At 67.1% G+C, this 24,907-nt stretch carries 25 protein-coding genes; 2 read left to right on the forward strand and 23 right to left on the reverse strand.

What is annotated here, in order from left to right; all coding sequences use genetic code 11:
• Window positions 1-336 (forward strand): hypothetical protein (locus A5784_RS38985; protein ID WP_232005897.1); only part of this gene is annotated, 336 nt, incomplete at its 5' end.
• A 134-nt stretch (window positions 337-470) separates the two neighbouring features.
• Here A5784_RS38985 and A5784_RS01155 read toward each other — a convergent pair.
• The 22 genes from A5784_RS01155 to A5784_RS01260 form a co-directional block, all read right to left on the reverse strand.
• Window positions 471-1,073 (reverse strand): cupin domain-containing protein, encoded by a 603-nt coding sequence (locus A5784_RS01155; protein ID WP_232005898.1) that lies wholly within the window; start codon window positions 1,071-1,073, stop codon window positions 471-473.
• Window positions 1,074-1,153: 80 nt separating this feature from the next.
• The gene (gene groL, locus A5784_RS01160) at window positions 1,154-2,770 is read right to left on the reverse strand and encodes a chaperonin GroEL (RefSeq protein ID WP_064941513.1); all 1,617 of its coding nucleotides are present in this window, start codon (window positions 2,768-2,770) and stop codon (window positions 1,154-1,156) included.
• An 82-nt stretch (window positions 2,771-2,852) separates the two neighbouring features.
• Window positions 2,853-3,155, reverse strand: coding sequence for a co-chaperone GroES (gene groES / locus A5784_RS01165; protein ID WP_029367666.1), 303 nt, complete (start codon window positions 3,153-3,155; stop codon window positions 2,853-2,855).
• 234 nt (window positions 3,156-3,389) lie between these two features.
• The gene (locus tag A5784_RS01170) at window positions 3,390-3,845 is read right to left on the reverse strand and encodes a nuclear transport factor 2 family protein (RefSeq protein WP_064941515.1); all 456 of its coding nucleotides are present in this window, start codon (window positions 3,843-3,845) and stop codon (window positions 3,390-3,392) included.
• Window positions 3,842-4,864 carry a tRNA (adenosine(37)-N6)-threonylcarbamoyltransferase complex transferase subunit TsaD gene (tsaD, locus tag A5784_RS01175; protein ID WP_064941517.1) on the reverse strand — a complete coding sequence of 341 codons (1,023 nt, stop codon included), beginning with the start codon at window positions 4,862-4,864 and terminating at the stop codon, window positions 3,842-3,844. The genes A5784_RS01170 and tsaD overlap by 4 nt, the downstream gene beginning before the upstream one ends.
• Complete coding sequence (gene rimI, locus A5784_RS01180) at window positions 4,861-5,325, reverse strand: ribosomal protein S18-alanine N-acetyltransferase (RefSeq protein ID WP_064941519.1); 465 nt, start codon at window positions 5,323-5,325, stop codon at window positions 4,861-4,863. The genes tsaD and rimI overlap by 4 nt, the downstream gene beginning before the upstream one ends.
• Window positions 5,322-5,948 carry a tRNA (adenosine(37)-N6)-threonylcarbamoyltransferase complex dimerization subunit type 1 TsaB gene (gene tsaB / locus A5784_RS01185; RefSeq protein WP_064941646.1) on the reverse strand — a complete coding sequence of 209 codons (627 nt, stop codon included), beginning with the start codon at window positions 5,946-5,948 and terminating at the stop codon, window positions 5,322-5,324. Before tsaB ends, rimI begins: the two co-directional genes overlap by 4 nt.
• Window positions 5,945-6,412, reverse strand: coding sequence for a tRNA (adenosine(37)-N6)-threonylcarbamoyltransferase complex ATPase subunit type 1 TsaE (tsaE, locus tag A5784_RS01190; protein WP_064941521.1), 468 nt, complete (start codon window positions 6,410-6,412; stop codon window positions 5,945-5,947). The genes tsaB and tsaE overlap by 4 nt, the downstream gene beginning before the upstream one ends.
• A complete protein-coding gene (locus A5784_RS01195) occupies window positions 6,405-7,517 on the reverse strand; it encodes an alpha/beta fold hydrolase (protein WP_064941522.1) in 1,113 nt (370 codons plus the stop codon). Before A5784_RS01195 ends, tsaE begins: the two co-directional genes overlap by 8 nt.
• Window positions 7,514-8,680, reverse strand: a complete 1,167-nt coding sequence (alr, locus tag A5784_RS01200) for an alanine racemase (protein WP_064941648.1) — start codon at window positions 8,678-8,680, stop codon at window positions 7,514-7,516. The genes A5784_RS01195 and alr overlap by 4 nt, the downstream gene beginning before the upstream one ends.
• Window positions 8,681-8,745: 65 nt before the next feature.
• Window positions 8,746-10,125, reverse strand: coding sequence for a glutamate decarboxylase (gene gad, locus A5784_RS01205; protein ID WP_064941524.1), 1,380 nt, complete (start codon window positions 10,123-10,125; stop codon window positions 8,746-8,748).
• A 14-nt stretch (window positions 10,126-10,139) separates the two neighbouring features.
• The gene (locus A5784_RS01210; protein ID WP_064941650.1) at window positions 10,140-11,552 is read right to left on the reverse strand and encodes an NAD(P)H-hydrate dehydratase; all 1,413 of its coding nucleotides are present in this window, start codon (window positions 11,550-11,552) and stop codon (window positions 10,140-10,142) included.
• 143 nt (window positions 11,553-11,695) lie between these two features.
• Window positions 11,696-12,784, reverse strand: a complete 1,089-nt coding sequence (locus tag A5784_RS01215; RefSeq protein ID WP_064941526.1) for an ABC transporter ATP-binding protein — start codon at window positions 12,782-12,784, stop codon at window positions 11,696-11,698.
• A gap of 3 nt (window positions 12,785-12,787) precedes the next feature.
• Window positions 12,788-13,699, reverse strand: coding sequence for a carbohydrate ABC transporter permease (locus A5784_RS01220; RefSeq protein ID WP_064941528.1), 912 nt, complete (start codon window positions 13,697-13,699; stop codon window positions 12,788-12,790).
• Window positions 13,696-14,586, reverse strand: a complete 891-nt coding sequence (locus tag A5784_RS01225) for a carbohydrate ABC transporter permease (protein WP_232005899.1) — start codon at window positions 14,584-14,586, stop codon at window positions 13,696-13,698. The genes A5784_RS01220 and A5784_RS01225 overlap by 4 nt, the downstream gene beginning before the upstream one ends.
• 23 nt (window positions 14,587-14,609) lie before the next feature.
• Complete coding sequence (locus A5784_RS01230) at window positions 14,610-15,878, reverse strand: ABC transporter substrate-binding protein (RefSeq protein ID WP_064941532.1); 1,269 nt, start codon at window positions 15,876-15,878, stop codon at window positions 14,610-14,612.
• A gap of 59 nt (window positions 15,879-15,937) precedes the next feature.
• A complete protein-coding gene (gene melA, locus A5784_RS01235) occupies window positions 15,938-17,248 on the reverse strand; it encodes an alpha-galactosidase (RefSeq protein WP_064941534.1) in 1,311 nt (436 codons plus the stop codon).
• Window positions 17,245-18,201 (reverse strand): EamA family transporter, encoded by a 957-nt coding sequence (locus A5784_RS01240; protein WP_064941536.1) that lies wholly within the window; start codon window positions 18,199-18,201, stop codon window positions 17,245-17,247. Before A5784_RS01240 ends, melA begins: the two co-directional genes overlap by 4 nt.
• A gap of 21 nt (window positions 18,202-18,222) precedes the next feature.
• Window positions 18,223-19,194, reverse strand: coding sequence for an N-acetylglucosamine kinase (locus A5784_RS01245; protein WP_064941538.1), 972 nt, complete (start codon window positions 19,192-19,194; stop codon window positions 18,223-18,225).
• A gap of 6 nt (window positions 19,195-19,200) precedes the next feature.
• Entirely contained in the window at window positions 19,201-20,352 is a 1,152-nt protein-coding gene (locus A5784_RS01250; RefSeq protein WP_064941652.1) for an SIS domain-containing protein, read from the reverse strand.
• Window positions 20,345-21,682, reverse strand: a complete 1,338-nt coding sequence (locus A5784_RS01255) for a D-tagatose-bisphosphate aldolase, class II, non-catalytic subunit (RefSeq protein WP_064941540.1) — start codon at window positions 21,680-21,682, stop codon at window positions 20,345-20,347. Before A5784_RS01255 ends, A5784_RS01250 begins: the two co-directional genes overlap by 8 nt.
• Window positions 21,679-22,566: a class II fructose-bisphosphate aldolase gene (locus A5784_RS01260; RefSeq protein WP_064941542.1), complete on the reverse strand. Its 888-nt coding sequence runs from the start codon at window positions 22,564-22,566 to the stop codon at window positions 21,679-21,681. Before A5784_RS01260 ends, A5784_RS01255 begins: the two co-directional genes overlap by 4 nt.
• Before the next feature lie 137 nt (window positions 22,567-22,703).
• On the opposite strand from A5784_RS01260, the gene A5784_RS01265 reads away from it, so the two are divergent.
• Window positions 22,704-23,492, forward strand: a complete 789-nt coding sequence (locus tag A5784_RS01265; RefSeq protein WP_064941549.1) for a DeoR/GlpR family DNA-binding transcription regulator — start codon at window positions 22,704-22,706, stop codon at window positions 23,490-23,492.
• A gap of 5 nt (window positions 23,493-23,497) precedes the next feature.
• Here the strand turns inward: A5784_RS01265 and pdxR are convergent, their stop codons facing one another.
• Window positions 23,498-24,904, reverse strand: coding sequence for a MocR-like pyridoxine biosynthesis transcription factor PdxR (pdxR, locus tag A5784_RS01270; RefSeq protein ID WP_064941551.1), 1,407 nt, complete (start codon window positions 24,902-24,904; stop codon window positions 23,498-23,500).
• Window positions 24,905-24,907 lie beyond the last annotated feature (3 nt).

Raw genomic sequence — 24,907 nt, forward strand, 5'->3', positions numbered from 1 at the left:
GCCCAATCCTCCACAGTGATCACTCTCCAATCAGAAGGGTGCTCACTTTTCGACCGGAACTACCTGCTCACTTTTCGTCCGGAGCCGACACCCCTGAGCGGCCGTGAAAACCCCGCCGTGTGGCCAGCATGCGTCGACGAATCGCGAATAGAAGATCGTCGCACTACTGCGGCGCTGCGCGTCGTCTGGAACCAACCAGCGGTAGATCCGATCATCGAAGAAAGCCCCGCACATCGCATTGACAACCTGCGAACGCTCCTCAAGCGCCGCCGGATGAGGTTGCGCCAGAAAAATGGACATGACCAACCATGTATCCGATGTCGTGATTCGACATGAGTAAGCCACTACTCGAACTGCCGCACGAATGCGAAAACACCCCCGGCCCAACAGGACCAGGGGTGTTTTCGGAGGCACTCCTCTTCACCCGGCTTGTCCACGACAGCGGTCTCGGTGGCGCCCGATTTCAGCCGTTAGGCATCAGCACCGGGCAGCTCTGCGCTGTATCGCGGATAGATCGAGCGATACCCCCGTGCCCGGGCCAGCGGCGAGACGACCGGTCCTAGACCTCGGAGCGCCAGCCCCGCAAGTCCGGGCATTCCGATCTCGGCACGGAAGTCGTGCATGACCAGAACCGCCTGCAAGAAACTCGGGATTTGCGTGCGCGGGTTGAGTTTTCCGTCCCTGGCGAGGCCGAACCAGGTCTCAAAGAACGTCTCCAGGTTGAGTGCCGGGTTTATCGTGACCACGACGGCAGCGGGATCGTCGAACGGATTTCCCCACACGTGGCCGGCACCGCGTGGAACGATCACGGTCTCGCCTGCCTCCGCGATCCGCTTCTTGCCACTCGTCACGATCTGCACGCGACCGGCAGCAACCTCAAACCGTTCCTCTGCCCGAGGGTGGGTATGTGGCCGAGGCAATGAGCCGCCGGGCGCCATTTCCAGCCTCACCTTCAGGTGTTCGCCTCTGGTCGTTGCGGAGGTCTCAAGGAAGGTGAGGCGTTCGCCGGTGAGCGGGTGATCGATTGTCTTACCTGCGTGTGCCATATGTCCCCGCTTTTCGCAGATGAACACCCTCAAAGGCTGTTTCGATCAGTCTCGCAGACGAATGCACCCCCGGTCGGAAAACCGGGGGTGCATTCGTCGGAAACTACCTAGTGAGCGTGCCCGTGATGATGGCCGTGGTCGGCCTCTTCAGCAGGCTTGTCCACAACAGCGGTTTCGGTGGTCAGGATCATGCGAGCCACCGATGCGGCGTTGAGGACCGCCGAGCGGGTCACCTTGGCCGGGTCGACGATGCCGTCGGCGACCAGGTCGCCGTAGGACAGCGTCGCGGCGTTGAAGCCCTGCCCGTTGCCCAGTTCGCTGACCTTGTTCACCACGACCGAGCCGTCGAGCCCGGCGTTGGTGGCGATCCAGTACAGCGGGGCCGACAGCGCGGAGGAGAACACCTGGACGCCAAGCGCCTCGTCGCCCTTGACCTCACCGCGCAGCTTGTCGAGAGCGGCGCGAGCCTGCACGAGTGCGGCGCCACCACCGGTGACGATGCCCTCTTCGACGGCAGCCTTGGCTGCCGCGACGGCGTCCTCGACCGCTTCCTTGCGCTTCTTGAGATCGGTCTCGGTGGCCGCGCCGACCTTGATGACCGCGACGCCGCCGGCCAGCTTGGCCAGCCGCTCCTGCAGCTTCTCGCGATCCCAGTCGGATTCGGTGGTCTCGATCTCGGACTTGAGCTGCTTGACGCGATCGGCCACGGCGTCCTTGGAGCCGCCGCCGTCGACGATCACGGTGCTGTCCTTGCTGACCACGACGCGCCGTGCCGAACCCAGCACGTCGAGACCGGCCTCGCGCAGCACCAGGCCCACGTCGGGGTTGACCACCTGGGCACCGGTCACGATGGCGAGGTCCTCCAGGAACGCCTTGCGGCGGTCACCGAAGAACGGCGCCTTGACCGCGACGGCCTTGAGGGTCTTGCGGATGGCGTTGACGACCAGCGTCGACAGCGCCTCGCCTTCGACGTCCTCGGCGACGATCAGCAGGGGCTTGCCTGCTTCGGCGACCTTCTCAAGCAGCGGCAGGAGGTCGGGCAGGGAGCTGATCTTGTCGCGGTGCAGCAGCACCACGGCGTCTTCGAGCACTGCTTCCTGCAGGTCGAAGTCGGTGACGAAGTAGGCCGAGATGAAGCCCTTGTCGAAGCCGACGCCTTCGGTGATCTCCAGCTCGGTGTTGAGCGTCGAGGACTCCTCGACGGTCACCACGCCGTCGTGGCCGACCTTGGTCATGGCCTCCCCGACCAGCTCGCCGATCTGCTCGTCACGCGAGGAAACCGTGGCGACCTGGGCGATGGCGGTCTTGTCGGACACCGGCTTGGCGGCGGCCAGCAGGGCTTCGGACACCGCGTCGGCGGCCTTGCCGATACCCAGTCCCAGGGCGATCGGGTTGGCACCGGCGGCGACATACCGCAGCCCGGCCTTGACCAGGGCCTGCGCCAACACGGTCGCGGTGGTGGTGCCGTCACCGGCAACGTCGTTGGTCTTGGTGGCGACGGACTTGACCAGCTGGGCACCGAGGTTCTCGAACGGATCCTCGAGATCGATCTCACGGGCGACGGTGACACCGTCGTTGGTCACCTGCGGGCCACCGAACGCCTTGGCCAGCACCACGTAGCGGCCGCGGGGACCCAGGGTCACCTTGACAGCGTCGGCGAGCTTGTCGACACCGGCCTCCATGGCACGGCGCGCAGTTTCGTTGAACTCAATCTGCTTGCTCATAGATGTCTTTCCTTATCACGCATACCGCCCCGGACATCGCCCGTACGCGTACGGGGATCTCCGGGGCGGGACACGAGTGCTTTTACTTGGAGACGACAGCCAGCACGTCGCGGGCCGACAGGATCAGGTACTCCTCGCCGTTGTACTTGATCTCGGTGCCGCCGTACTTGCTGTAGATGACGGTGTCGCCCTCGGCAACGTCCAGGGGGATCCGCTTCTCGCCATCCTCATCCCAGCGGCCGGGGCCAACTGCGACGACGGTGCCTTCCTGCGGCTTTTCCTTGGCGGTGTCAGGGATGACCAGACCGGAAGCGGTCGTGGTCTCGGCCTCGTTGGCCTGAACGAGGATCTTGTCCTCGAGTGGCTTGATGTTGACTGCCACGATGGAAGCCCTCCACTTGTCGGGGTGTGGATCCGGGGGGATCCCCAGATGCCGGTTACCAGGTGTTCGTGGCATACGTCCGTGCCCTCGCTCCGTCGTCGCGGGTGCCGGCGCTGGGGTTGGCCGCGTGCCACCTAGCACTCTATACATGCGAGTGCTAGCACTCAAGGTTGGACCGTGATTGTTCGGCCGACTGTTCGTCCACGGCGAACACGGGGGCAGCCACCCCGCCCGCGATCACCTCTGATAGACGCTCGGATCGATCATGAGGTGCGCTGACACATCGCCAACCATCTCCACGTCGACCGTGCGTTGGGTGAAGTGCCAGCCCTGGTCATCGCGGGCGAACGCGTCGAGGTAGCGCCCGACCACGATCGGTTGCACCGCAACCGTCTCGGTGGCCTGCACGACGACGAAGGTCGACCGCGCACTCGCCTGCCCGCCGTCGATCTCCACGATCGGGTTGAGCACGAGATGGCGGGTCCGCGGGGTGTTGCCGTGTTCGGGATAGCGGCGGGTGCTCGATGCGAAGAGCTTCGCGATGTTCTCGGCGCCGGACGTGGCCGGCGACGCGGTACCGCCGAACGTCGCCCGCGCGAGCAGGTGCCCGACGCCGTCGAAGTCACCCGCGTCGATGAGCTCGGCATAGCGGTAGAGCAGTTCGGTGATCTCCAGCTTGTCCGCCGGGCTCACGCCACCTGCCCCCGTACCACCGGCAGTCCGGGATCGCTCGCGGCATCCAGGGGTGAGGGCTGAGCTCCGGCGGCGATCAGATGCGCGGCGAACGACGCGATCATCGCGCCGTTGTCGGTGCACAACCGCGGACGCGGCACGCGTAGCGTCAAACCCGCTGCAGCGCAACGTTCTTCGGCGAGCTCGCGAAGGCGTGAGTTGGCGGCCACGCCGCCGGCGATCAACAGTGTGGAGACGCCGAGGTCGGTGGCCGCACGCACGGCCTTACGCGTCAGCACGTCGGCAACCGCCTCCTGGAAGCCGGCGGCGATGTCGGCCTGCGACGCATCGGGATGTGCCTCCCAATGACGTGCCACCGCGGTCTTCAGCCCCGAGAAACTGAACACGTACGGGTCGTCGCGCGGCCCCGTCATCCCCCGCGGGAAGACGATGGCGTCGCGGTTGCCGGTGCGGGCGAGATCGTCGAGCACCTTGCCGCCGGGATAGCCGAGCCCGAGCAGCCGGGCCACCTTGTCGTAGGCCTCACCGGCCGCGTCGTCGACGGTGCTGCCCAGCTCGACGATCGGCTCGCCCAGTGACCGGACATGCAGCAGGTGCGTGTGTCCGCCGGAGACCAGCAGCCCGACACTTTCCGGCAGCGGGCCGTGGTCGTAGACGTCGGCGGCCAGGTGTCCGCCGAGGTGGTTGACGGCATAGAATGGCACGTTCCAGCCGGCCGCGTAGGCCTTGGCGGCGGCCACGCCGACCAGTAGCGCCCCGGCCAGTCCGGGACCGATGGTCGCGGCGACGACGTCGGGCCGCTCGATGCCCGCGGTGTCCAGGGCGCGCCGCATGGTCGGGCCGAGCGCTTCGAGATGCGCGCGCGACGCGATCTCGGGGACGACGCCACCGAAGCGGGCGTGCTCGTCGACACTGGACGCGACTTCGTCGGCCAACAGCGTGATGGTTCCGTCGTCGGCAAGCTCGGCGATGCCGACTCCGGTTTCGTCGCAGGAGCTTTCGATGGCCAGGATGATCATGATGGGCTCCCCGCGGGAAGGCGTTGCATGGTGTACGCGTCGGCGCCGCTGGCTCGGTAATACCGTTTGCGCAGACCGATGTTGACGAATCCGACGCTCTCATAGAGCTTGATCGCCGGCACGTTGTCGGTCCGCACCTCCAGGAAAACTGTTCCCCCCGAGGCGAATTCGAGCATCTCCTCAAGGAGCCTGCGGCCGATGCCCTGGCCTTGAAACTCGAGGTCGACACCGATGGTGTGCACTTCGTATTCGTAGGGACGGACCCGGCCAAGGCGGGAGATCCCGGCATAGCCGACCAGGCGCCCTTCACTGCGCGCAGCGATGTAGTGATTGTGTTTGGCGGCCAACTCGGCGAGGAAGGCCCGTGCCGGCCAGGGATCGTCCCCGGGGAACAGCTGGGATTCCAACTCGGCGCAGCGGTCCGCGTCGCCCTTGGTCAACGCGTCGTACGTGATGGTCATTTGCGCGCCGCCACAGAGGGTTTGGCATCAGGCCGGCGCAGGTACAGCGGAATCAGCGGAGCCGGTTCGGCCCAGTCCCCCACCGCAGCGACGAGACCGTCGGGCGTCGGGTACACCGGTTCCAGCCGCGGCAGGTCGAACAACGCGGCGTGCTCGGGCGATCCCGCCACCTGGTCCGCCCCGGCGGGTACATCGGCGGGTGCGTTGACGGCGGGGCCGTCCACCCGCACCCCGTCGCGGTAGCGCGCCCAGTACACCTCGCGGCGACGGGCATCGGTGACCACCAGAACCTCACCAGAGGTGCGGATCCCGATGGCGTCGAGGCTGCACACGCCGTACACCGGGACACCGAGGGCGTGCCCGAACGCCGCGGCGCTGGCCATCCCGACCCGCAGCCCGGTGAACGGTCCGGGTCCGCAGCCGACGACGACGCCGTCGAGGTCGGCCACCGTGAGCCCGGCATCGCTCAGCGCGCCGAGAACATTCGGGGTGAGCTGCTCGGCATGCGCCCGGGGGTCGATGGTGACCCGTTCCGCCAGCATCGTCGCGGTGCCGTCGTCGGCACGCCGGACCACCCCGGCGCTGACCGCCGGGGTGGCGGTGTCGATCGTCAGCAGGTTCATGGCGCGTTCCACTGCCACGTCACGGTACGGACCTCACTGTCGGGATCCCGGTCGATCCGGATGTCGAGATGATGATCGGACAGTCGCTCGGCCAGGCCCTCGCCCCACTCGACGACCACGACCGCGTCCTGGAGATCGGTGTCCAGATCCAGCGCGTCGAGTTCGCCCAGCAGGTCGGCCCCGGCATGGTCGAGCAGCCGGTACATGTCGACGTGGATCATCGCGGGCCGGTCGGCTTGGCGGGCCCGGTGCACCCGGGCCAGCACGAAAGTCGGTGACACCACGGGTCCTTCGACATTCATCGCCTGGGCAATCCCCTTGGCCAGCACTGTCTTTCCCGCGCCCAACGGTCCGGACAGCACCACGACGTCCCCGGCGCGCAAACCGGCACCGAGAGTCGCGCCGAGGGCGATGGTGTCGTCGGCGGTGCTCGGTTGCGCGGTGCCCGCGGTGCGCTCAGTCATGGGGCCGAACCCGGTCGCGCACCCGCCGCGACAGCGTGACCAGTTTGGACGGGGTGGCCCGCTGGACCAGGCCGACCAGTGCGTCGTCGATCACCTCGGGCTCCTCCAGTTGCACCAGGTGGCCCGCGCCTCCGACGATCACCAACTCGGATTTGGGTAGCTGCGCGGCCATGGCCTCTGAGTATTCCATCGGGGTGAGCAGGTCCCGGTCACCGCACGCGATCAACGTCGGCACCTTGGCCAGCACGGGCAGTGCCGCGGACTCGTCGTGCACCTCGAGTGCGTGCAGGAACTCCACCAGCGTGGCGATCGGCGTGCTGTGCATCATCTGCTCGGAGAACTCCACCACGCTCGGGCTGATCTTCTCGTCGCCGTAGGACGCGGCACGCAGGATCGGACCGATGACCGACCGCGCGGCACCACGGGTGCGATGCACCGTCTTCGGGGCGTATCGCGCGGCGAACCGCACGGCCTCCAACGCCGGGTTGCGCAGGATCTCGCCGAGCGGGGACCGCGTCACCCCTTCGGCAGCCGAGGCGATCAGCGCGGCACCGACCACCCGCGACGGGTAGCGCTTGGGGAACTGCCGGGCATGCGACAGCACGGTCATGCCACCCATCGAGTGGCCGACCAATACCACCGGGCCGCGCGGAACCGTCACCGCCAGTACGGATTCCAGGTCTTTGCCGAGCTGCTCGACGGTGTAGGTGTCGGGGTCCGACGTTCCCGATTGGCCGTGGCCACGCTGGTCGTAGAACACCATGCGCACCTGCGGGCCCCACTGTTCGGCCAGCCGGGCCCGCTGAAAGTGGAAGGCGCCCATCTGAAGACAGAACCCGTGCGCGAACACCACGGTCAGCGGCGCGTCGAGCGGCCCGACCTCCCGCACCGCGAGCGGCACCCCGTCGGCGGTGGTGACGACCGAACTGCGGTCGGCGTCGAGAAGGCGGAAATTCTCACCGGCGTACGGGTCCTCTTTGAGCACCCGACGCCCCAGCGACCGCGCCACCGAGGCACCGGCGACGGTGCCGACCGCGGTCAGCCCCGCTGCACCCGCCAGCCAGCGGGCCCGGTGATGATGCTCATCGGAGGCGCGTTCGCTCAATGGCTCTGGCCCGAAACGTAGCTGCGGACCACCCGGCCGCGTGGGCTGGTGACGATCTCGTAGTGGATGGTGTCGAGCAGATCCGCCCAGTCCTGCGCGGTGGATTCGCCCTGCGTACCCGGCCCGAACAGGATCGCGTCGTCGCCCTCGGTGACATCGGACGCATCAGGCCCGAGGTCGACGACGAACTGGTCCATGCAGACCCGCCCGACGCCGCGCCGCAGTTTGCCCTTGATCAGCACGTCGATCCGGCCACTGAGGGCACGGAAGACACCGTCGGCATAACCGAGCGGCAGCAGCGCCAGCGTGGTGTCACGGTCGGCGACCCACAGGTGACCGTAGGACACCCCGTCCCCGGCATGGACCGAACGCACCAGGGCCACTGGGCATTTCAGGGTCATCGCGGGACGAAGGCCCATATCGCCGCGGTCGGGGACCGGGTTCAGGCCGTAGACCGCGACGCCGGGCCGCACCATGTCGAACGCCAGGTCCGGCCGGGTCAGCACGGCCGGTGAGTTGCTCAGATGGGCGATCTCGACGGGGACCCCGTGCTCGCGCGCCTGGTCGCGCATCTCGGTCAACCGCTGCGCCTGCAGGCCGTTGAACGGGTGCTCGGGTACGTCGCCGTGCGCCAGGTGGCTCATGATCCCGCGCACCCGGATCGCACCGTCGGTGTGAGCACGGTGCAGGGCCGTCAGCATCGCGGGATAGTCGGCGGGACTCACCCCGTTGCGGCTGAGCCCCGTGTCGACCTTCACCGTCACGGTGGCGGGTGACCCGACTTCAGCGACCGCCGCGAGCACCTCGCCGAGTTGGCGCACCGATGACACCGCGACCTGGACATCGGCCGCGACGGCCGGGGCGAAGTCGGTGCCCGGTGGATGCAGCCACGCCAGCACCGGCGCCGTGATCCCGCCGGCCCGCAGCGCCATCGCCTCGCCGACGGTGGCGACGCCGAGTTCGGCAGCCCCGGCGGCCAGCGCGGCGCGGCCGACCTGGACAGCTCCGTGCCCGTAGCCGTCGGCCTTGACCACCGCCATCACCTGCGCCGGCCCGGCCAGCTCGCGCAACACCGTTACGTTGTGCTCGACGGCGCCAAGATCCACCACTGCCTGCGGCGTGGTGTGCGGAGTCAGAGGGGTCGTGAGTTCGGTCGTCTGCATCGTCATAATCACCGCCCGCCATTGTCCCAGAAACGGCGAGCGGCCCCGCACCGGAGCGGGCGCGGTCAGTGCGTGAAGGGCTGCACCCGGTCGAAGAAACCACCCGGCTTGAGCTTGTCGAGGTGCCCCAGGGCCGTGATCATGTCCTCTTTGAGGGCCCGGGCCAGATCGGCCGAGAAACCCTCCCGGACCACGATCCGCAGCACGACGACGTCGGATGCGTCGTCAGGCATGGTGTAGGCGGGAACCTGCCAGCCGAACGCGCGCAGCGCCTGCGACACGTCGAACTCGGTGTACCCGGGTTCGCCGCTGAGCCGGAAGCTGATCACCGGGATGGCCGATCCGTCGGAGATGATCTCGAAGTGCTCGCTGGCGCGCAGCTCGTCGCCCAGCCAGCGGGCGGTCTGTGACAGGCACTGCATGACCTGGGTGTATCCGGCCCGGCCCAGGCGCAGGAAGTTGTAGTACTGGCCCACCACCTGGTTACCGGGCCGGGAGAAGTTCAGAGTGAACGTCGGCATGTCCCCGCCCAGGTAGTTCACCCGGAACACCAGGTCTTCGGGCAGGTGGTCTTTGCTGCGCCACACCACGAACCCGATGCCCGGGTAGGTCAGGCCGTACTTGTGCCCGCTGACGTTGATCGACACCACCCGGGGCAGCCGGAAGTCCCACTCCAGGTCGGGGTGCAGGAACGGCACCACGAAGCCACCGCTGGCCGCGTCGACATGCACCGGGACGTCGACGCCTCCGCCGGCAGCCAACTCGTCGAGCGCCGCGCAGATCTCGGCGATGGGTTCGAGCTCACCGGTGAACGTGGTGCCCAGGATCCCCACGACACCGATGGTGTCCTCGTCGACCGCACCGAGCACCTGTTCGGGAGTGATGACATAGCGCCCCTCGGCCATCGGCAGATACCGCGGTTCCACGTCGAAGTAGCGGCAGAACTTCTCCCACACCACCTGAACGTTGGACCCCATCACCAGGTTGGGGGTGCGACCCTTCCACCCGTCGCCCACCTTCTCGCGCCAGCGCCATTTCAGGGCCAGGCCGGCCAGCATCACGGCTTCACTGGATCCGATCGTGGATACCCCGGTGGCGGTCGACGGGTCGTCGTCGCGCAGGTCTTCGGCATGGAAGAGGTCGGCGACCATGTTCACGCATCGCGTCTCGATCGCCGCGGTCGCCGGGTACTCGTCCTTGTCGATCATGTTCTTGTCGAACGTCTCGGCCATCAGCTTTCCGGCCTCGTCGTCCATCCAGGTGGTGACGAACGTCGCGAGGTTCAGCCGCGAGCTGCCGTCGAGCATGAGTTCGTCGTGGATGAACCGGTAGGCCGCGGCGGGTTCCATCGCGTCGTCGGGCAGGCGCAGCGCCGGCACCGGCGCCATGTCCAGCCGTCCGGTGTAGGCCGGGGCGACTTGGGCGTGGGAATGCTTGCGGGACATGGTGTTCCTTCCGGTTACAACGACGCGATCGCGGTGCGGATGTGAGCGAGAATGCGGGAGGCCGATGTGGGCGCGGGTCGTGGGCCCGGGTCGGCCGCGGAGAGGTTGGCCGCACGGGCATGCACGAATGCCCCGGCCGCGGCGGCCTGTGCGGGCTTCAGCCCGGCCGCCAGCAGCGAGCCGATGACACCGGAGAGCACGTCGCCCGAACCGGCGGTGGCGGCCCACGATTGGCCTGCCGGGTTGAGGTAGGTGCTGCCGTCGGCGCCTGCGATGACGGTGACGTTGCCCTTGAGCAGGACGGTGGCACCGAGCCGGTCGGCGAGCCTGCGGGCCGCGCCGACGCGGTCGTCGCCGACGGGTTCGCCGGCCAGCCGCTGGTACTCCCCCGCGTGGGGCGTCAGCACGGTCGCGGCGTTGCGTCCGGCCAGCAGCCCGGGGTTCTGGGACAGCAGCGTGAGCCCGTCGGCGTCGACCAGTACCGGCAGGTCGGTGTCGAGGGCGAACCGCAGCGCGGCCTTCGCATCGTCGTCGGTGCCCATACCGGGGCCGGCCACCCAGGCCTGCACCCGCCCGGCTTCCCGCGGGCCTGCCGCGGCGATCACTTCCGGCCAGTGGGAAAGCACCTGTTGTGCAGCGCTTCCCGCGTACCGCACCATCCCGGAGGTGGCGGCCACGGCAGCCCCGACACTCAGCACCGCGGCCCCGGGATAGGTCGCCGAACCGGACAGCAGGCCCGTCACGCCCTGGGTGTACTTGTCATCGTCGGGACCGGGGACCGGCCATAGCGTTCTGACGTCGTCGGCGTCGAACCCGAGCACGTCCGTGGCGGGCAGGTCCAGGCCGATGTCGACGAGTTCGACGCGTCCGCAATCGGCCAGTGCGTGTACGGGTTTGAGCCCGCCGAAGGTCACGGTGAGCGCAGCCCGTACATGCGGGCCGTCGGTGGCCCCGGTCTGCACATCGATGCCGCTGGGGATGTCGACGGCGACCACCGGCGCGGTGGTGGCGGCGAACACCTCGGCGGCGGCGGGCCGCAGCGGACCCCGGCCGGAGATGCCGACGACCCCGTCGATCACCAGATCCGTTGCGGCAGAGACCGTTTGCACCACGCGCCCGCCTGCAGCACGAAACGCGGCCAGCGCCGCGGGGTGGGTGCGGTCCACGTTGAGCAAGACGGCGTCTGCTGCGGCGCCGCGGCGGCGCAGAAACGTCGCCGCCCACAGCGCGTCACCGCCGTTGTCGCCGGAACCCACGACGGCGCACACCCGGCGACCAGCTACCCCACCGGTGCGGGCGACCAACTCGCGGGCGATGGCTTTCGCCAATCCGTAGGCGGCGCGGCGCATCAGGGCGCCATCGGGCAGCGAAGCCAGCAGCGGGACCTCAGCGGCTCGGATCGCATCGGCGGTGTAGTAGTGCCGCATCAGCTCCCGCCCCGATCGATGACTCTCGACATGCCCGCGCGCCAACAGGTTACGCGCGATCACCCAGCGGAGTCATGGATTCACCGGTCAAACGGCGTCGACACCCACCAAAATCACCGCCCACGACCAGGTCAACGTGCACCTCAGACAGCGATGCGCTCGCGCTCGCGGCGGGCATCACCGGTCTCGGCGTCGAAGAAGTAGGTCCGTTCGGGAGGCAACACGAGGCCGATCGGGGTGCCCGAGGCCAACGAGGTATCCGCCGGCGCCTGGACGATGACCCGCGTCTGGGTATCGCCGACACCGACGAGGGCAGTCACCAACACATGGCTGCCGAGCGGTTCGACGAAGTCGACGCGGGCCGGCACCGTGCCCTCGCCGCAGTGGACGTTCAGCTGCAGATGCTCTGGGCGTGCCCCGACGATCACCGGGCCGGCCGCGCTGCGAGCCGCTGTCACCGCGGCGCCGCCCACGTGCAGGATGCCGGAGTGGATGGTGGCGGGGATCAGGTTCATCGGCGGGCTGCCCATGAACGCGGCCACGAACGTGTTGGCCGGGCGGTTGTAGATGTCGTCGGTGGTGCCGATCTGTTGCACCTCACCGTCGGACATCACACACAGCCGGTCCCCGAGCGTCATCGCCTCCACTTGGTCATGGGTCACGTAGATCGAGGTGACCGGGACCTCTCGGTGCAGGCGTTTGAGATCACCGCGGACCTGGTTGCGCAGCTTGGCATCCAGATTCGACAACGGCTCGTCGAGCAGGAAGGCCTGCGGTTCGCGGACCAGCGCGCGGCCCATCGCGACCCGTTGGCGCTGTCCACCGGACAGCTGACCGGGCTTGCGGTCCAGCAGTTCGGTGATCTGCAGTAGCTCAGCGGTTTCGCGGACCCGGCGCTCGATCTCGTGGCGCGGTGTCCGCCGCTGCCGCAGGCCATACGCAAGGTTGCGGTAGACGGACATGTGCGGGTACAGCGCATAGTTCTGGAACACCATCGCGATGTCGCGTTGACCTGGCCCGAGGTCGTTGACGACGGTGCCACCGATCCGGATTTCCCCGGATGTCGGCTTGTCGAGTCCTGCCAGCATCCGCAGGGCGGTGCTTTTCCCGCACCCGGACGGTCCGACGAGGATCAGGAATTCCCCGTCCGCCACGGTCAGATTCAGTCCCTTGAGTGCGAGTACTCCGCCGGCAAACCGGCGGGTGACATCACGAAATTCCACTTCTGCCAACGTTCAGCCCTTCAGTCCGGTACTGGCCACCGATTGCACGAAATAACGCTGCGCTCCGACGAACACCAACAGCATCGGCAACAGGCTCATGACGTTCGCCGCCATCAACAGCGGCCACTTGACCCGATGCGCGCCCTGGAAGTAGCTGAGCCCCAACGGAATCGTCATCTGGTCCTGTGAGGTGATCACGATCAGCGGCCACAGGAAGTCGTTCCAGGAGGTCAGCACCGTCAATGCCGCCAGAGTCGACAACGCGGGCAGCGACAGCGGCAGCACGATCTTGAACAACACGCCCAGCCGGGACGTCCCGTCCACCCGGGCCGCCTCTTCGAGCTCGACCGGAACCGTCTGAAAGAACTGGCGCAGGAAGAAGATGCCGAAGGCCGTGGCCAGGTTGGGCAGCATCAACGCACCGATGTGGTCGATACCCAGACCTGCCCACACGTTGTCACCGAACCATTTGACGATCAGGAACACCGGGATCATCGTGACCTGGAACGGCACCATGAGGGTGGCCATCAGCGTGACGAAAAGCGCTCCCCTGCCGAGAAATCGGATGCGGGCGAAGGCGTAGCCGGCGAGGCTGCAGACTATCAGGTTGCTGATCAACACCACCGAGGTCACCAGCAGGCTGTTGAGGAAGAAGTGACCGAACGGCGCGGCGTTCCAGGCTTCCGCGTAGTTCTCGAACCTCGGTCGCTCGGGCAGCAGCACCGGCGGAAAGCGGTTGGCCTCCCCCTCGCTCTCCAGTGAGGTGACGAGCATCCACAGCAGGGGGACGATCAACAGGAAGGTCAGCGGGATGAGGACCAGATGCCACGGGCTGAACGGCAGGCGCAGCTTACGCCGCTGCGGTGGGTGTGACTGTGCCTGCGGCGCAGTGATTTCGGTGTCGAGTGCCGGTGTGGTGGTCATGAGATGTGCACGTGCTTACGGGCTAGCCGGAACTGGACCGCCGTGATGGCGAGGATGACCACGAACAGCGCATAGGCCATCGCCGCGGCGTAGCCGGCATCGAACTGCACGAACGCGCGGTCCCACAGGTAATAGACGATGACAGTGGTCGCGCGCAGCGGTCCGCCACGGGTCGTTGCGTACACCTCGTCGAACAGTTGCAGCGCGTTGATGGTCAGCCAGACCACGAGGAACAGATTCGCCGGCCCCAGCAGCGGCACGGTGATGGTGCGGAAGCGGGTGAAGGGACTCGCCCCGTCAATCGCCGCGGCCTCGTGCAACTCGGCGGGAACACCTTGTAGGGCAGCGAGATACACGATGACCGAGAACCCTGTCCAGCCCCAGACCGTCATGGCGACGATCACGTAGAGGGCTTGCGACGGGGAGGCCAGAAAGGGCTGTGCGGGCACGCCGACGGAACCGAGTGCCGCGTTCACCAGTCCGTAGTCACGGTCGGTCAGCCACAGGAAGATGATGCCCTGCGAGATGGTCGACACCGCCATGGTGATGTACGCGGCCGTCCGGTACACCGAGATGAAGCGCACCGAGCGGTTCAACGCCGCAGCGACGAACAGACCCACCAGCATCGTGCCGGGCACGAACAGCGCGGTGTAGATGATGGTGTGTTTGATCGCCTCGACCACAACCGGGTCGTCGGCCAGCTTGCGGTAGTTGTCCATACCCACCCACGGGGTTTCGGGTGTGAGCAGATCCGATTGCTGGAACGACAGCAGCAGCGACATCAACACCGGCAGCAGACCGAAGGCACCGATCAGCACCATCGCCGGACTCACCAAGGCCCATCCGGCCACGGTCTCCGACCGGCCGAGCCAATTGAGGCGGGCCATAAGCCCTCGCATCGCCACCGCGGCTATTTCCCGGCCAGCGCGGCATCGGCGGCCCGCGCAGCGGAGTTCAGCGCGTCCACGGGCTGTTCCTTGCCGAGCATGACCGCGACGATCGCCTGTCCCAGCGCCTCGGAGATCGCCGGATACTGCTCGACGGTCGGCCGCACCTTTTTCACATTGGCCAGATTCTCCACGAATGTGGCACTGCCGGGCAGCTTTTCGTTCAGCTTGTCGCGGAACGCCGGATCTTGACCGACGGACACCCGGGTCGGCAGATCACCGGTGCCCAACGAGAACGCCCTGACCTGCTCAGGCGCGGTCAGCCATTTCACGAAGTCGATCGCCGCCTGCTTGCGCTTGTCCCCGTTGTTGAATACGACCCAGTTGTCGGGACCCGAGATGGTCTGATGCGCACCGCCGGCGAACGTGGGCATCACCTGCACCCCGTATTCGATGTCCGACAGCTGGCTCAGGTCCCAGGGGCCGGTGACCAACATCGCGACCTTGCCGCTGTTCATCAGCTTCGGGCCGTTCTCGTTGGTGGTGTCGAGGTAGAGCGATTTGTCGGTGACCGCCATCTGTTGCAGCGCAGTGAGTGCCTTCACCCCGGCCTCCGAATTGAACGCCGCCCGATCACCGCCGGGTGTCAGGACGTCACCGCCGGCCTCCCAGAGCATCGGAACGTAGTGCCACACCGTGTCTTCACTGCCGTCGGCAGGGATGAGCCAGCCGTACTGTCCCTTCGCAGGGTCGGTGAGTTTGGCAGCAGCACTGCGGAAATCGTCCCAGGTCCAGCTCGCTGTCGGTGGCGCAACCCCGGCGTCGGCGAACAGTTTCTTGTTGTAGACGACCGCGAGGTTGTCCACCAGAGCGGGCACCCCGACGATCTTGTCCCCGACGGTCGCCGCCTGTCGCTCGGCGGGATAGAAGTCGTCCCAGTTCCAGTCAGGCGCCGAGACCACCTTGGACATGTCGACCACGGACGGGATCTTGGCGATGTTCGGGGACCACGACCCGAACATGTACGCCACATCGGGGGCACTGCCGCCACGCACCGCGGTCAAGACCTTCTGCAGCACCAGGTCGTTGCTGGAGTACAGCTCTTTGACCCTGACATCGGGATGCGCCTTGTTGTACTGCTCGATGAGCCCCTTGAACACCTCGCCTTCGGTGTCCTGATAGCCGTGCCACACGGCGATCTCGACGGGGCCCGATGACGAGCCGCCCCCGCATGCGGCGAGCACGAAGGCCAGGACGGCAACCACTGCGATACACAACCGGTGTCGAATCACGGTAGACACTCCTTTGTTGACGACGTCTGCGCGTGGGTGTGGTGTACGGCCGGCGGTTTTCACAGCGCCACCCTCGAGCGCAGCCCCTCGGGTAGCAGGTCGCCGTGCGCGGCAGTGAGCTCGTTGCACAGCTCCCATATCTGGTCGACGGTAAGCGTGGCCGCGGTATTGGGATCGACCATCGCCGCCGCCCGCACCAACCTCGGATCTTCGTCAACCGCGGCGCGCACCGCCAGGTCCACAGGCCCGAGAAAATTCCGGTTGAGCGCGGCGCATTGCGGTGGCAGGTCACCAACCTTCATCGGATGGGCCCCGAGCGCATCGAGCACGGTGGGCACCTCCACGGCAACGCCGTCCGGCAGATTGGTGATCAGCCCCTGGTTGACGACGTTGGCCGAGATGACCCGGCGCCTCCCGGTCTCCAACGAGTGGATGACCTGCGGTGCATACTCGGTGGAACCGGTGTCGATGGGCAGTACCTCGGCGTCGGCCAGTTGTGCTCTGACGCGGCCGTATTCGGCCAGATTCGCCTCGCTGATGGACACGTATTCGCCGACGTTGATCCGAAGCCGGTCGATCTCGTCCGGATGGCGCACATACCAGGGCACGTACTCGCTGGAATGCTCACTGGTCTCGGTCGGGTAATAGCCAAGGCGCCGGTACATGTCCACCCGCACCCGCCGCCGCAGTTCCGGATCGGTGCGAATGCGCTCGTCCAACAGCGGATACAGGTTCTGCCCGCCACGTTCCCACCTCAACACCCACGCCTGGTGGTTGACGCCCGCAGACCAGTAGGACACGTCGTCATACGGCACGTCGATCAGTTCGCACAGGCCGACCATCGTCCAGTACACCGAATGGCACAGTCCGAGTACCTTCAGCCCCGGCGCGACGTGATGCAGGTAGCTGACATTCATCGCCATCGGGTTGGTGTAATTGAGCAGCCAGGCCTGCGGGCACAGCTGCTGCATATCCCGGGCGATACCGGCGAGCACGGGAAATGTCCTGAGACCGCGGAAGATTCCGCCGATACCGATGGTGTCGCCGATGGTCTGATTGAGCCCGTAGCGCGCGGGGATCTCGAAATCGCGCAGTGTCGCCTCGTGCATACCGACCTGGATGACGTTGATGACATAGTCCGCGCCTTCGAGAGCACGGCGCCGATCGGTGGTGGCGGTCACCTCCGGGCTGGCCCCCGCCGCGCGAGCGGTGGCGCGCGCAATAGCCTCGGCGGTGTCCAGACGCTCGGAGTCGATGTCGTGCAACATGATCCGAATCGACTGCAGTTCGGGGAACGACAGGATGTCCCCGAGCAGCTCGCGGGTGAACTCGACGCTGCCCGCTCCGATGATGACAACGGTGGGTTTCATGTAAGGCTCCTTGTCCGGGCGCTTCCGGCGGCAGTGGTGGCCGGTGCTTCACCGCGCTTCTCGTCGCTGTAGACCATCAGGGTGGAGCCCAGCAGCGCCAGCACGATACCGACGGCTCCGTAGGGGGTGGGCAGGGTGTGATAGGCGACCAGTGACACCACGATGGTGAGCGCGGGCGCCAGCGCGTTGGTCGTGGGTGCGACGATACTGGCCTTGCCGCGGCTGAGCGCCATCACCAGGAACAGGGCGCCGACCGCGTTGAGCAACTGTGTCGCCGCCGTCAGAACCGGTGCCTGCCAGGGAAATCCGGTCGGGATACCACCCATCGACAGCACCGCGGCCGGGACGAGAAGGATAGCGCTGATCGCCATCCAGCCGAACGTGGTGGCTTCGTTGACGCCGATCGTCGCGGTCTTTCGCATGAAATAGGCCTGCACTCCCCAGGCCACGCAGATCAGGACGGCCAACGGAAGCCACGGCCCGGATGAGCCTACAGAGTCCGAGCTGGTGATGCTGAACAGGATGATGGCGGCCAGCGCGGCGATGAGGCCGACAACCGCGAGGCCGCTGACCCGTTCGCGCAGCAGAACCATCGCCATCACCACGGTGATGGCCGGCGAGATCGAGACGATCGGGAAGATCAGATACGCCGGGCCCATGGTGAGCGCCTGGAACAACAGCAATTGCCCACCGGCGCCGGTGATTCCGATGAGCAGGCCGTAAACCGCTGCGCGTGGCCGCCGGTCGAATCTTTGGCGCCGCAAGGCGAAGACAGCCGGAATCAGCATGGTCAGCGCCCAGATGCTGTAGATCATTTCGTCGGGGTAGCCGTATATCGTTGCGGGTAGAGCAGAGCAGGCGCCCCAGATCCCCCAGAACACGATCAGGAGCGTGGCGTAGAAGATCCAGCCACGGCGGTGGCCGGTCGAGGTGGCGGTTGTCGCATCGGTCATGTCGGAGTCACTTTGTTCGGATCATGCCTGGGTGGCGGTGAGTTGGTGCAGCGCAGGTGAACTCAGCGGATGTCCGCTGCGCTTGGCGGCGTAGAGGGCCGCACCGACCGCAGGATCCAGGAGCGGAAGCTGCAGATCGTACTTGGCGGGGAGCTCTTCGAGCGCGGCGACGAACAGCTCCCGAAAGCCGTCGTCGGAGAACATTCCACCTGAGTAGGACACGGGGACCGGTTCCTGCTCGGTGAATCCGATGAGCGTCCGGGTGGTTTCGACCAGTGCGGCAAGTTCCGCGGCCGCAGCCACCAAGATCTGTCGAGCAGCCTGGTCTCCCGTACGGGCCGCCAGACACACGGTAGTCGCCAGGGCCGCAATGGAACTGCGGCTTCCGGACCACTTCTCGATCACCAGACTCACGGCGTCGAGGTCGCTGCCGAGATCCAGGCGCTCCCTGAGAAGCGCGTGCAGCGGACCGGGCTTCAACCTTCCGTCGCTCATCCGGCTGAAGGCGTTGAGCCCTTGTGTGGCAACCCAGTACGCGGACCCTTCGTCGCCGAACAGCTCGCCCCAGCCGCCGACCCGGCGTCCGACGCCGCGACGCTCGCCGTATGTCATCGAACCCGTACCGCAGATCACGTTGATGCCATCCGCGCACGCCAGCGAGCCGGCCCAGCCGCACACCATGTCGTTGTCGCAGCGGTAGCGGTCGTGCCCGAGCACTCGCGCGGGGACGGCATCGAGTCGGTCGATGTCGCTGCTGGACTCACCGTATCCGGGCATGCCGAAGAAGGCGGCGTCGATGCTCGCGGTGTCGATGCCCGCTCGTCCGCAGATCTCGGTAATCCCCTGCGCCAGCACACGTTCTACGATCTCGAAACCGTCGTTGAAGTAGTACGAGGTCGGCGCCGTGGCCCGGGCCACGAGGTGCCCGGCGTCGTCGATCAACGCGAACGCGGTCTTCGAACCGCCGCCGTCAACTCCGAGATAATGCGCCATCGACGATCACCGCGCTTCCAGGTCGAGTGACGGCATCGGATGGATCGTGACACCCTGCACTACTCGGCTGACCTCACCGGACGGGAACGGATTGTCCGGCGTCTTACCGTGTTCCAGCGCGGTGAACAGCGCGAGGTACTGCGCGAACACCAGATAGGGCAATGCGGCCTGCTCGTCGTCCAGATGAGCGAGTCCCGGCAGCACGGTCGCCGTGCCCAACTCCTGCGGGATCGGTTCGCAACTGAGCACTCTCACGGCGTCCTGGCCCAACTGAGCACGCAGTTCGGCGACGATGTCCAGGTCGTAACGGCGGGTGTACGGATCGTTCGAAACGTACACCACCACAAGGGTGCAACCGTCGAGGACCGACTTGGGTCCGTGCCGAAAACCCAGCGGGGAATCGAAATAGGTGACAACCACGCCCGCAGTGAGTTCGAGCAGTTTCAGCGCGGACTCCTGTGCCAGCCCCGCCAACGATCCGCTGCCGAGGTAGACGATGCGCTGCGGGGCCGTCCGCGCCAAGGCCCGGATATCGGGCTGCAGACTTGCCACATGCTCGGCGGCCTGCGCCAAGGCCTCGACGTTCCCGCGTCGCGCCGGCCCGAGAGTCAACAGGCACGACAGCAGCATCGACGTCAGGCTGGAGGTCATCGCAAAGCCGGTGTCATTGGTGCGTTCCGGCAGGTAGACGACGCGGGAGTTCGCGCGGTTGCTGTGTGCCCGGCCCAACTCCCCCGTGCGGTCGCACGTGTAGATCAGGTGCCAGATGTCGGTGACGAGTTCGTCGGCCAGCGCCGTCGTCGCCAGGCTCTCCGGGCTGTTGCCGGACCGGCCGAACGACACCATCAACGTCGGGGTGTCCGGCTCCAGGTGAACCCGTGGGGTGGCGACGATGTCGGTCGTGGCGATGGCCTCGACGCGACAGCCGAGATGTCGCCGCAGCGCCGGAGCCACGATCTGACCGATGAACGCCGAGCTGCCCGCTCCGGTCAGGATTACCCGCAGGCCGGGGCGTGCGGTGATCCCGTGGATGAAGCGTGCCAGACCCTCATCGGTTTCGCCTGCGATCTCGCGCCAAGCGTCCGGCTGCTGACCGATCTCGAGAATGGTTGCGCCGCCTTGTTCTTGGGCGGGAATTTGAGCTTGTGAGCTAGTCATCGGCATCTCCGGTGGTCAAGGGGTGTGCGGTCCGGCAGGCGTCGGCATAGGGCCGCAATGCGTCGCGTATTCGGTCGATCACCAACGCCTGCGCGGTGGGTGTCAGTTCGCCGGTTCTGATTCGTTCGTACTGGGCCGGCAGGAATTGGCTGATGAGGGGCATGGGGATACCGCTGCGATCGAGGTTGGCCAGCAATGTGCGTCGGGCGGTATCCACCTCGTCGTCGGCCCAGTAGTAGCGGAGGCGATCGCTGTAGCTGTACCGGCGAGCGGTGCGCTGGGTGACGGGGTCACCTTCGTAATAGGCCTGCCAGTGCGCGGGCTCGGCGAGCATCCGGCGTTCGACGACGTCGACGAGGTTTGACCGGTTCGGCGGCGCGACGAGTTCCTCTTCGACGTGCGCCAGCGCGAAAAGCGCCTCGCGCATGGCGAAGGTGAGAGCAGGTCCGACTTTGAGGATCGCCCAATGATCCTCCACCAATTCCCGCAGCTGCGCCGGGCGCTGATAGTCGGTGGAATGGGCCTCAAAGACGAGGTGGTCTTCGGCATCGAGGACGTGGCGCAGTTCAGCGGTCGCGTCGTGTTGGTAGTCGATGACGTTCAGGTGGTCGAATTCCACACCGGGTTGCACCACGAGGGCAACAACTCGCGGCCACACATGTTCCAGTGCCATTTCCGCGAAGGCCGCCCGATGCGCCGCGATGGTGCGCCGGGCTCGTTCGGCAGGCGTCGGGGTGAGTCGGCTGAGGGTTTCGTGAGCTCCGCCGGGTACCGGTACCTCGGTGCCGATGACGTACACCGGGCCGTCGCGGCCCGCGCGCTGCGCCGCGTCCTCGGCGACCCGCATCAGCCGCGCGGTGCGGCCGGCCACCACCTCATCGGCGAGCACCGCCGGGTCGTCCGCACAGGACATACTGCAGTCGAGGTGGATCTTGCGGTATCCCGCCTCGACATACGCGGCGATCAGGATGTCCGCCTTTTCCATTGCCGTGCAGGCATTTTCATGCTGCCACCGGTTGGGTCCCAGGTGATCTCCCCCGAGCACGACGCGGTCGCGCGGAAACCCGTACTCATCGGCGATGCCCAACACGAGGTCACGGAACCCGGCCGGGCGCAGACCGGTGTAGCCACCGTACTGGTCGACCTGATTCGACGTGGCTTCGATGAGCACATAGGTATCGTCGGCCGCGGCCTGGGTCAGGGCCGCCGCCACCACGGTGGGGTGCGCCGAGCACACGGAGTAGACGCCGACGGACTCACCGCCCTTGTGCCGTTGGATCGTTTGAGCGATCCTGTTGTCCGGCAACGTGTTCGGTTGGATGTTGGTCATCGCGCCTGCGCTTCCCCTGCGATCACGGCCTGCCGCGGCGATCCGACAGCACGACACAGTTCGGCCACCGTGTCGCCGATCGCCTGGCGACCGGCCTTCAGGTAACTGCGCGGGTCGGTCACCACAGCGTCCGCGGCGAGCACGTCCCGTACCGCGCCAGTCAAGGCGACATTGAGCGCGGTTCCGATGTTGATCTTGCGGATGCCCGTGTTCACGGCCTGCCGAAGCTGGCTGTCGGGAACTCCGGAAGAGCCATGCAGGACAAGAGGAATCGGCACCCGCTGCGCCAGCTCATGGATCAGGGCCAGGTCGAGACTGGCATCGCGGACCGTCATCGCGTGCGTGCTGCCCACGGCCACCGCGAGACCGTCGACGCCGGTCTGCTCGGCGAAGACCGCCGCCTCCTCCGGGTCCGTCCGAGCCCCCGAAGCGTGCGCATCGCCTTTGCCGCCGATCTCGCCGAGCTCGGCTTCGACCCATAAGCCGGCCTGGTGCGCAGCCGTGGCGAAGGACCGGGTCCGATCGACATTGTCCTGATAGGGCAGCTGGGCGGCGTCGACCATGATCGATGTAACGCCCAGTGCGGCCGCGCTCGCGATTGCCTCACCGAGCAGCGCCGTATCCCGAAAATGGTCGAGGTGCAGGGCGATCGGCACCACGCTGCCCTCGGCGATGCGTGCGCACGCCATCGCCACCGGCGCGATCCGGCCACCGTGGAAGCGCACGGTGTTCTCGCTGATCTGCATGATGACGGCCGTGCCTGCGTGTTCGGCTCCCGCCGCGATGCCCTCGGCATGTTCGATGGTGATGACATTGAACGCCAGGACGGCAGAGCGCGCGGCGGTCGCGGATGCGATGAGATCGGTTGTGGCGGCCAGGGTCACGAGGCCACCCGGGATGGGGCGAGGGCGCTGTGGAACATTCGTCGATAATGAAAAGCTCGCTCAAAACGCGCAATACTGATCCACAAAACGATCAGTAAAACTGATTGTCTCTATCGTCAGCCCAGGGAGTCACGCCGATGTCGATCAAACGCACCGACCGAATGCGGGAAGTGCTCTCGCTTTTGCGGGACCGTGGCGAAGTGGCCTCGCACGTGCTGTGCACCGAATTGGGAGTGTCTGCTGCGACGCTTCGCCGCGATCTCACCGAGCTCGAGGATCAAGGCCTTCTGGTGCGTACTCATGGCGGAGCGCGCGCGCTCGACCCCAGCGGCAGCGAGATCCCGGTGCGACTTCGTGATCATCGGATGGTCGCGATCAAGCGCCGGATCGCCCAGCATGCGGCCGCGCTTGTGCCGGCGGGCCAGCAGTCGGTCGCCTTGACCGGTGGCATCACCACCGGTGAGGTGGCCCGCGCGCTGAAGGGACGCCCGCAGATGACGGTGGTCACCAACTCGCTGACGATCGCCGCCGACTGCGCCGTAGACGCGCACATGAAGGTCATCATGACGGGCGGTCTGGTGCGGTCGAATTCCCTTGAGGCCGTTGGCCCTATGTCGGAGCACGCGTTTCAGGTCATCACCGTGGGCACGGCAGTTCTCGGCGCCGACGGCATGTCGGCCGAGGTGGGTGCTACGACGTTCGACGAGGCGGAGGCCCGCACGGCCATCGCGATGGCGACCAATGCGCAACGCGTCGTGGTAGCCGTCGACGGTTCGAAGATCGGCAAGGTGACTCTGGCAAAGATGGTGGCGCTCAACCAGATCGATCACCTGGTAACCGATTCCACTGCCGATGCCGAACAGCTGCGGCTCATCGCGGCTGCGGGTGTGGGCGTGCACGTCGTGGAAGTCGGCGACAGCTTCTGACGCTGTCATGCCAGGATGCGAGCGATGGTAGCCGCTGCGGCACGTAACCGGTCAGGGGTCTGCGAGGCGTAGCCCAGCACCAGCCCGGGTGGGCCGGGCAGCCGCCGATGCCAGGACAACGGGTGCACCAGAACGCCTGCTGCCCGCAACTCGTCGGCCAACGCCACATCGTCGACCCCGGCGGGCAGCGTGACCAACAGGTGCAGACCCGCCGCCACGCCGGTGACCGTCGCCGCGGGCAATGCGCCGGATAGGCTCTGCAGCAACGCATCACGCCTGCTCCGGTGCCTCGCCCGGACCAGCCGGACATGGCGGTCGTACTCACCGGACTCGAGCAAGCGCGCCAACACCAGCTGCGGCACCGTGGGGCTCCCCAGGTCCGTGGCGTGCTTGGCCGCCACCAGCTCGGGGAAGCGGCTGCGCGGCGGCACCAGCCAACCCAGCCGCAGCGCAGGCGCGAGGCTCTTGGAGGTGCTGCCGGTGTAGGCGATGCGGTCCGGCGCGGCCGGGTGCAACGCCGGGACGGGCGCTCGGTCATAGCGGTATTCGGCGTCGTAGTCGTCCTCGATGATCAGTTCGGCGTCCCACGACAGCAGTTCGCGCCGCCGCGCTGGGCCCAGCACGACCCCCGTCGGGAACTGGTGCGCGGGCGTCAGGAACGCCGCCCCGGTGCCGGACGCGGCGAGCGCGTCGACGCGGATGCCGTCTTCGTCGACCGGTACCGGGACCGCTCGCAGGCCCCAGTATTCGAGATTTTCGACGGCACCGCGCGAGCCGGGATCCTCGACCGCGACCGCCTCGGTACCCTCGCGGCGCAGCTGCTGGGCAAGCAGGGCCATGGCCTGCGCCACCCCGGCGACGATGAGGATGTCGTCGGGCCCCACCCGCAGTCCGCGGGTACGTGCCAGCCACGGCGCCAGGGCGGCGCGCAGCCGCGGATGCCCACGCGGATCGCCGTAGCCGAGGTCGTCCGGCGAGGTCTCGGTCAGCACGGCCCGCTCGGTACGCAGCCAGGTGCTGCGCGGGAACGCCGAGAGATCCGGCACACCGGGCGACAGGTCGATGCCCTCGGCGACGGCCAACCGCGGGCGCGGGAGCCGATGCGTATCGACGAGCGGTGCGGGGCGCGATGACACCCGCGCCGGCCGGGCGAGAACCACCGTCCCGCCGCCCGAGCGCCCGGCGACGAGGCCTTCGTCGGTGATCCGGCGGTAGGCCTCCACCACCACGCCACGCGATACCCCGAGTTCACCGGCGAGGACCCGCGTGGCAGGCAACCGGGTGCCGGGGACGAGGCGACCATCGGCGATCGCGACGCGGAAGGCATCCGTGAGCCACGCGGTGAGACCGCGGCCCGGCGCGGCTGCCGGGTCGAGCTGGAGAAAGTCGGCTCCGAACGAGATTTGGTCCACCCG

The sequence above is a fragment of the Mycobacterium sp. 852013-50091_SCH5140682 genome (assembly GCF_001665685.1).
GTDB lineage: Bacteria > Actinomycetota > Actinomycetes > Mycobacteriales > Mycobacteriaceae > Mycobacterium.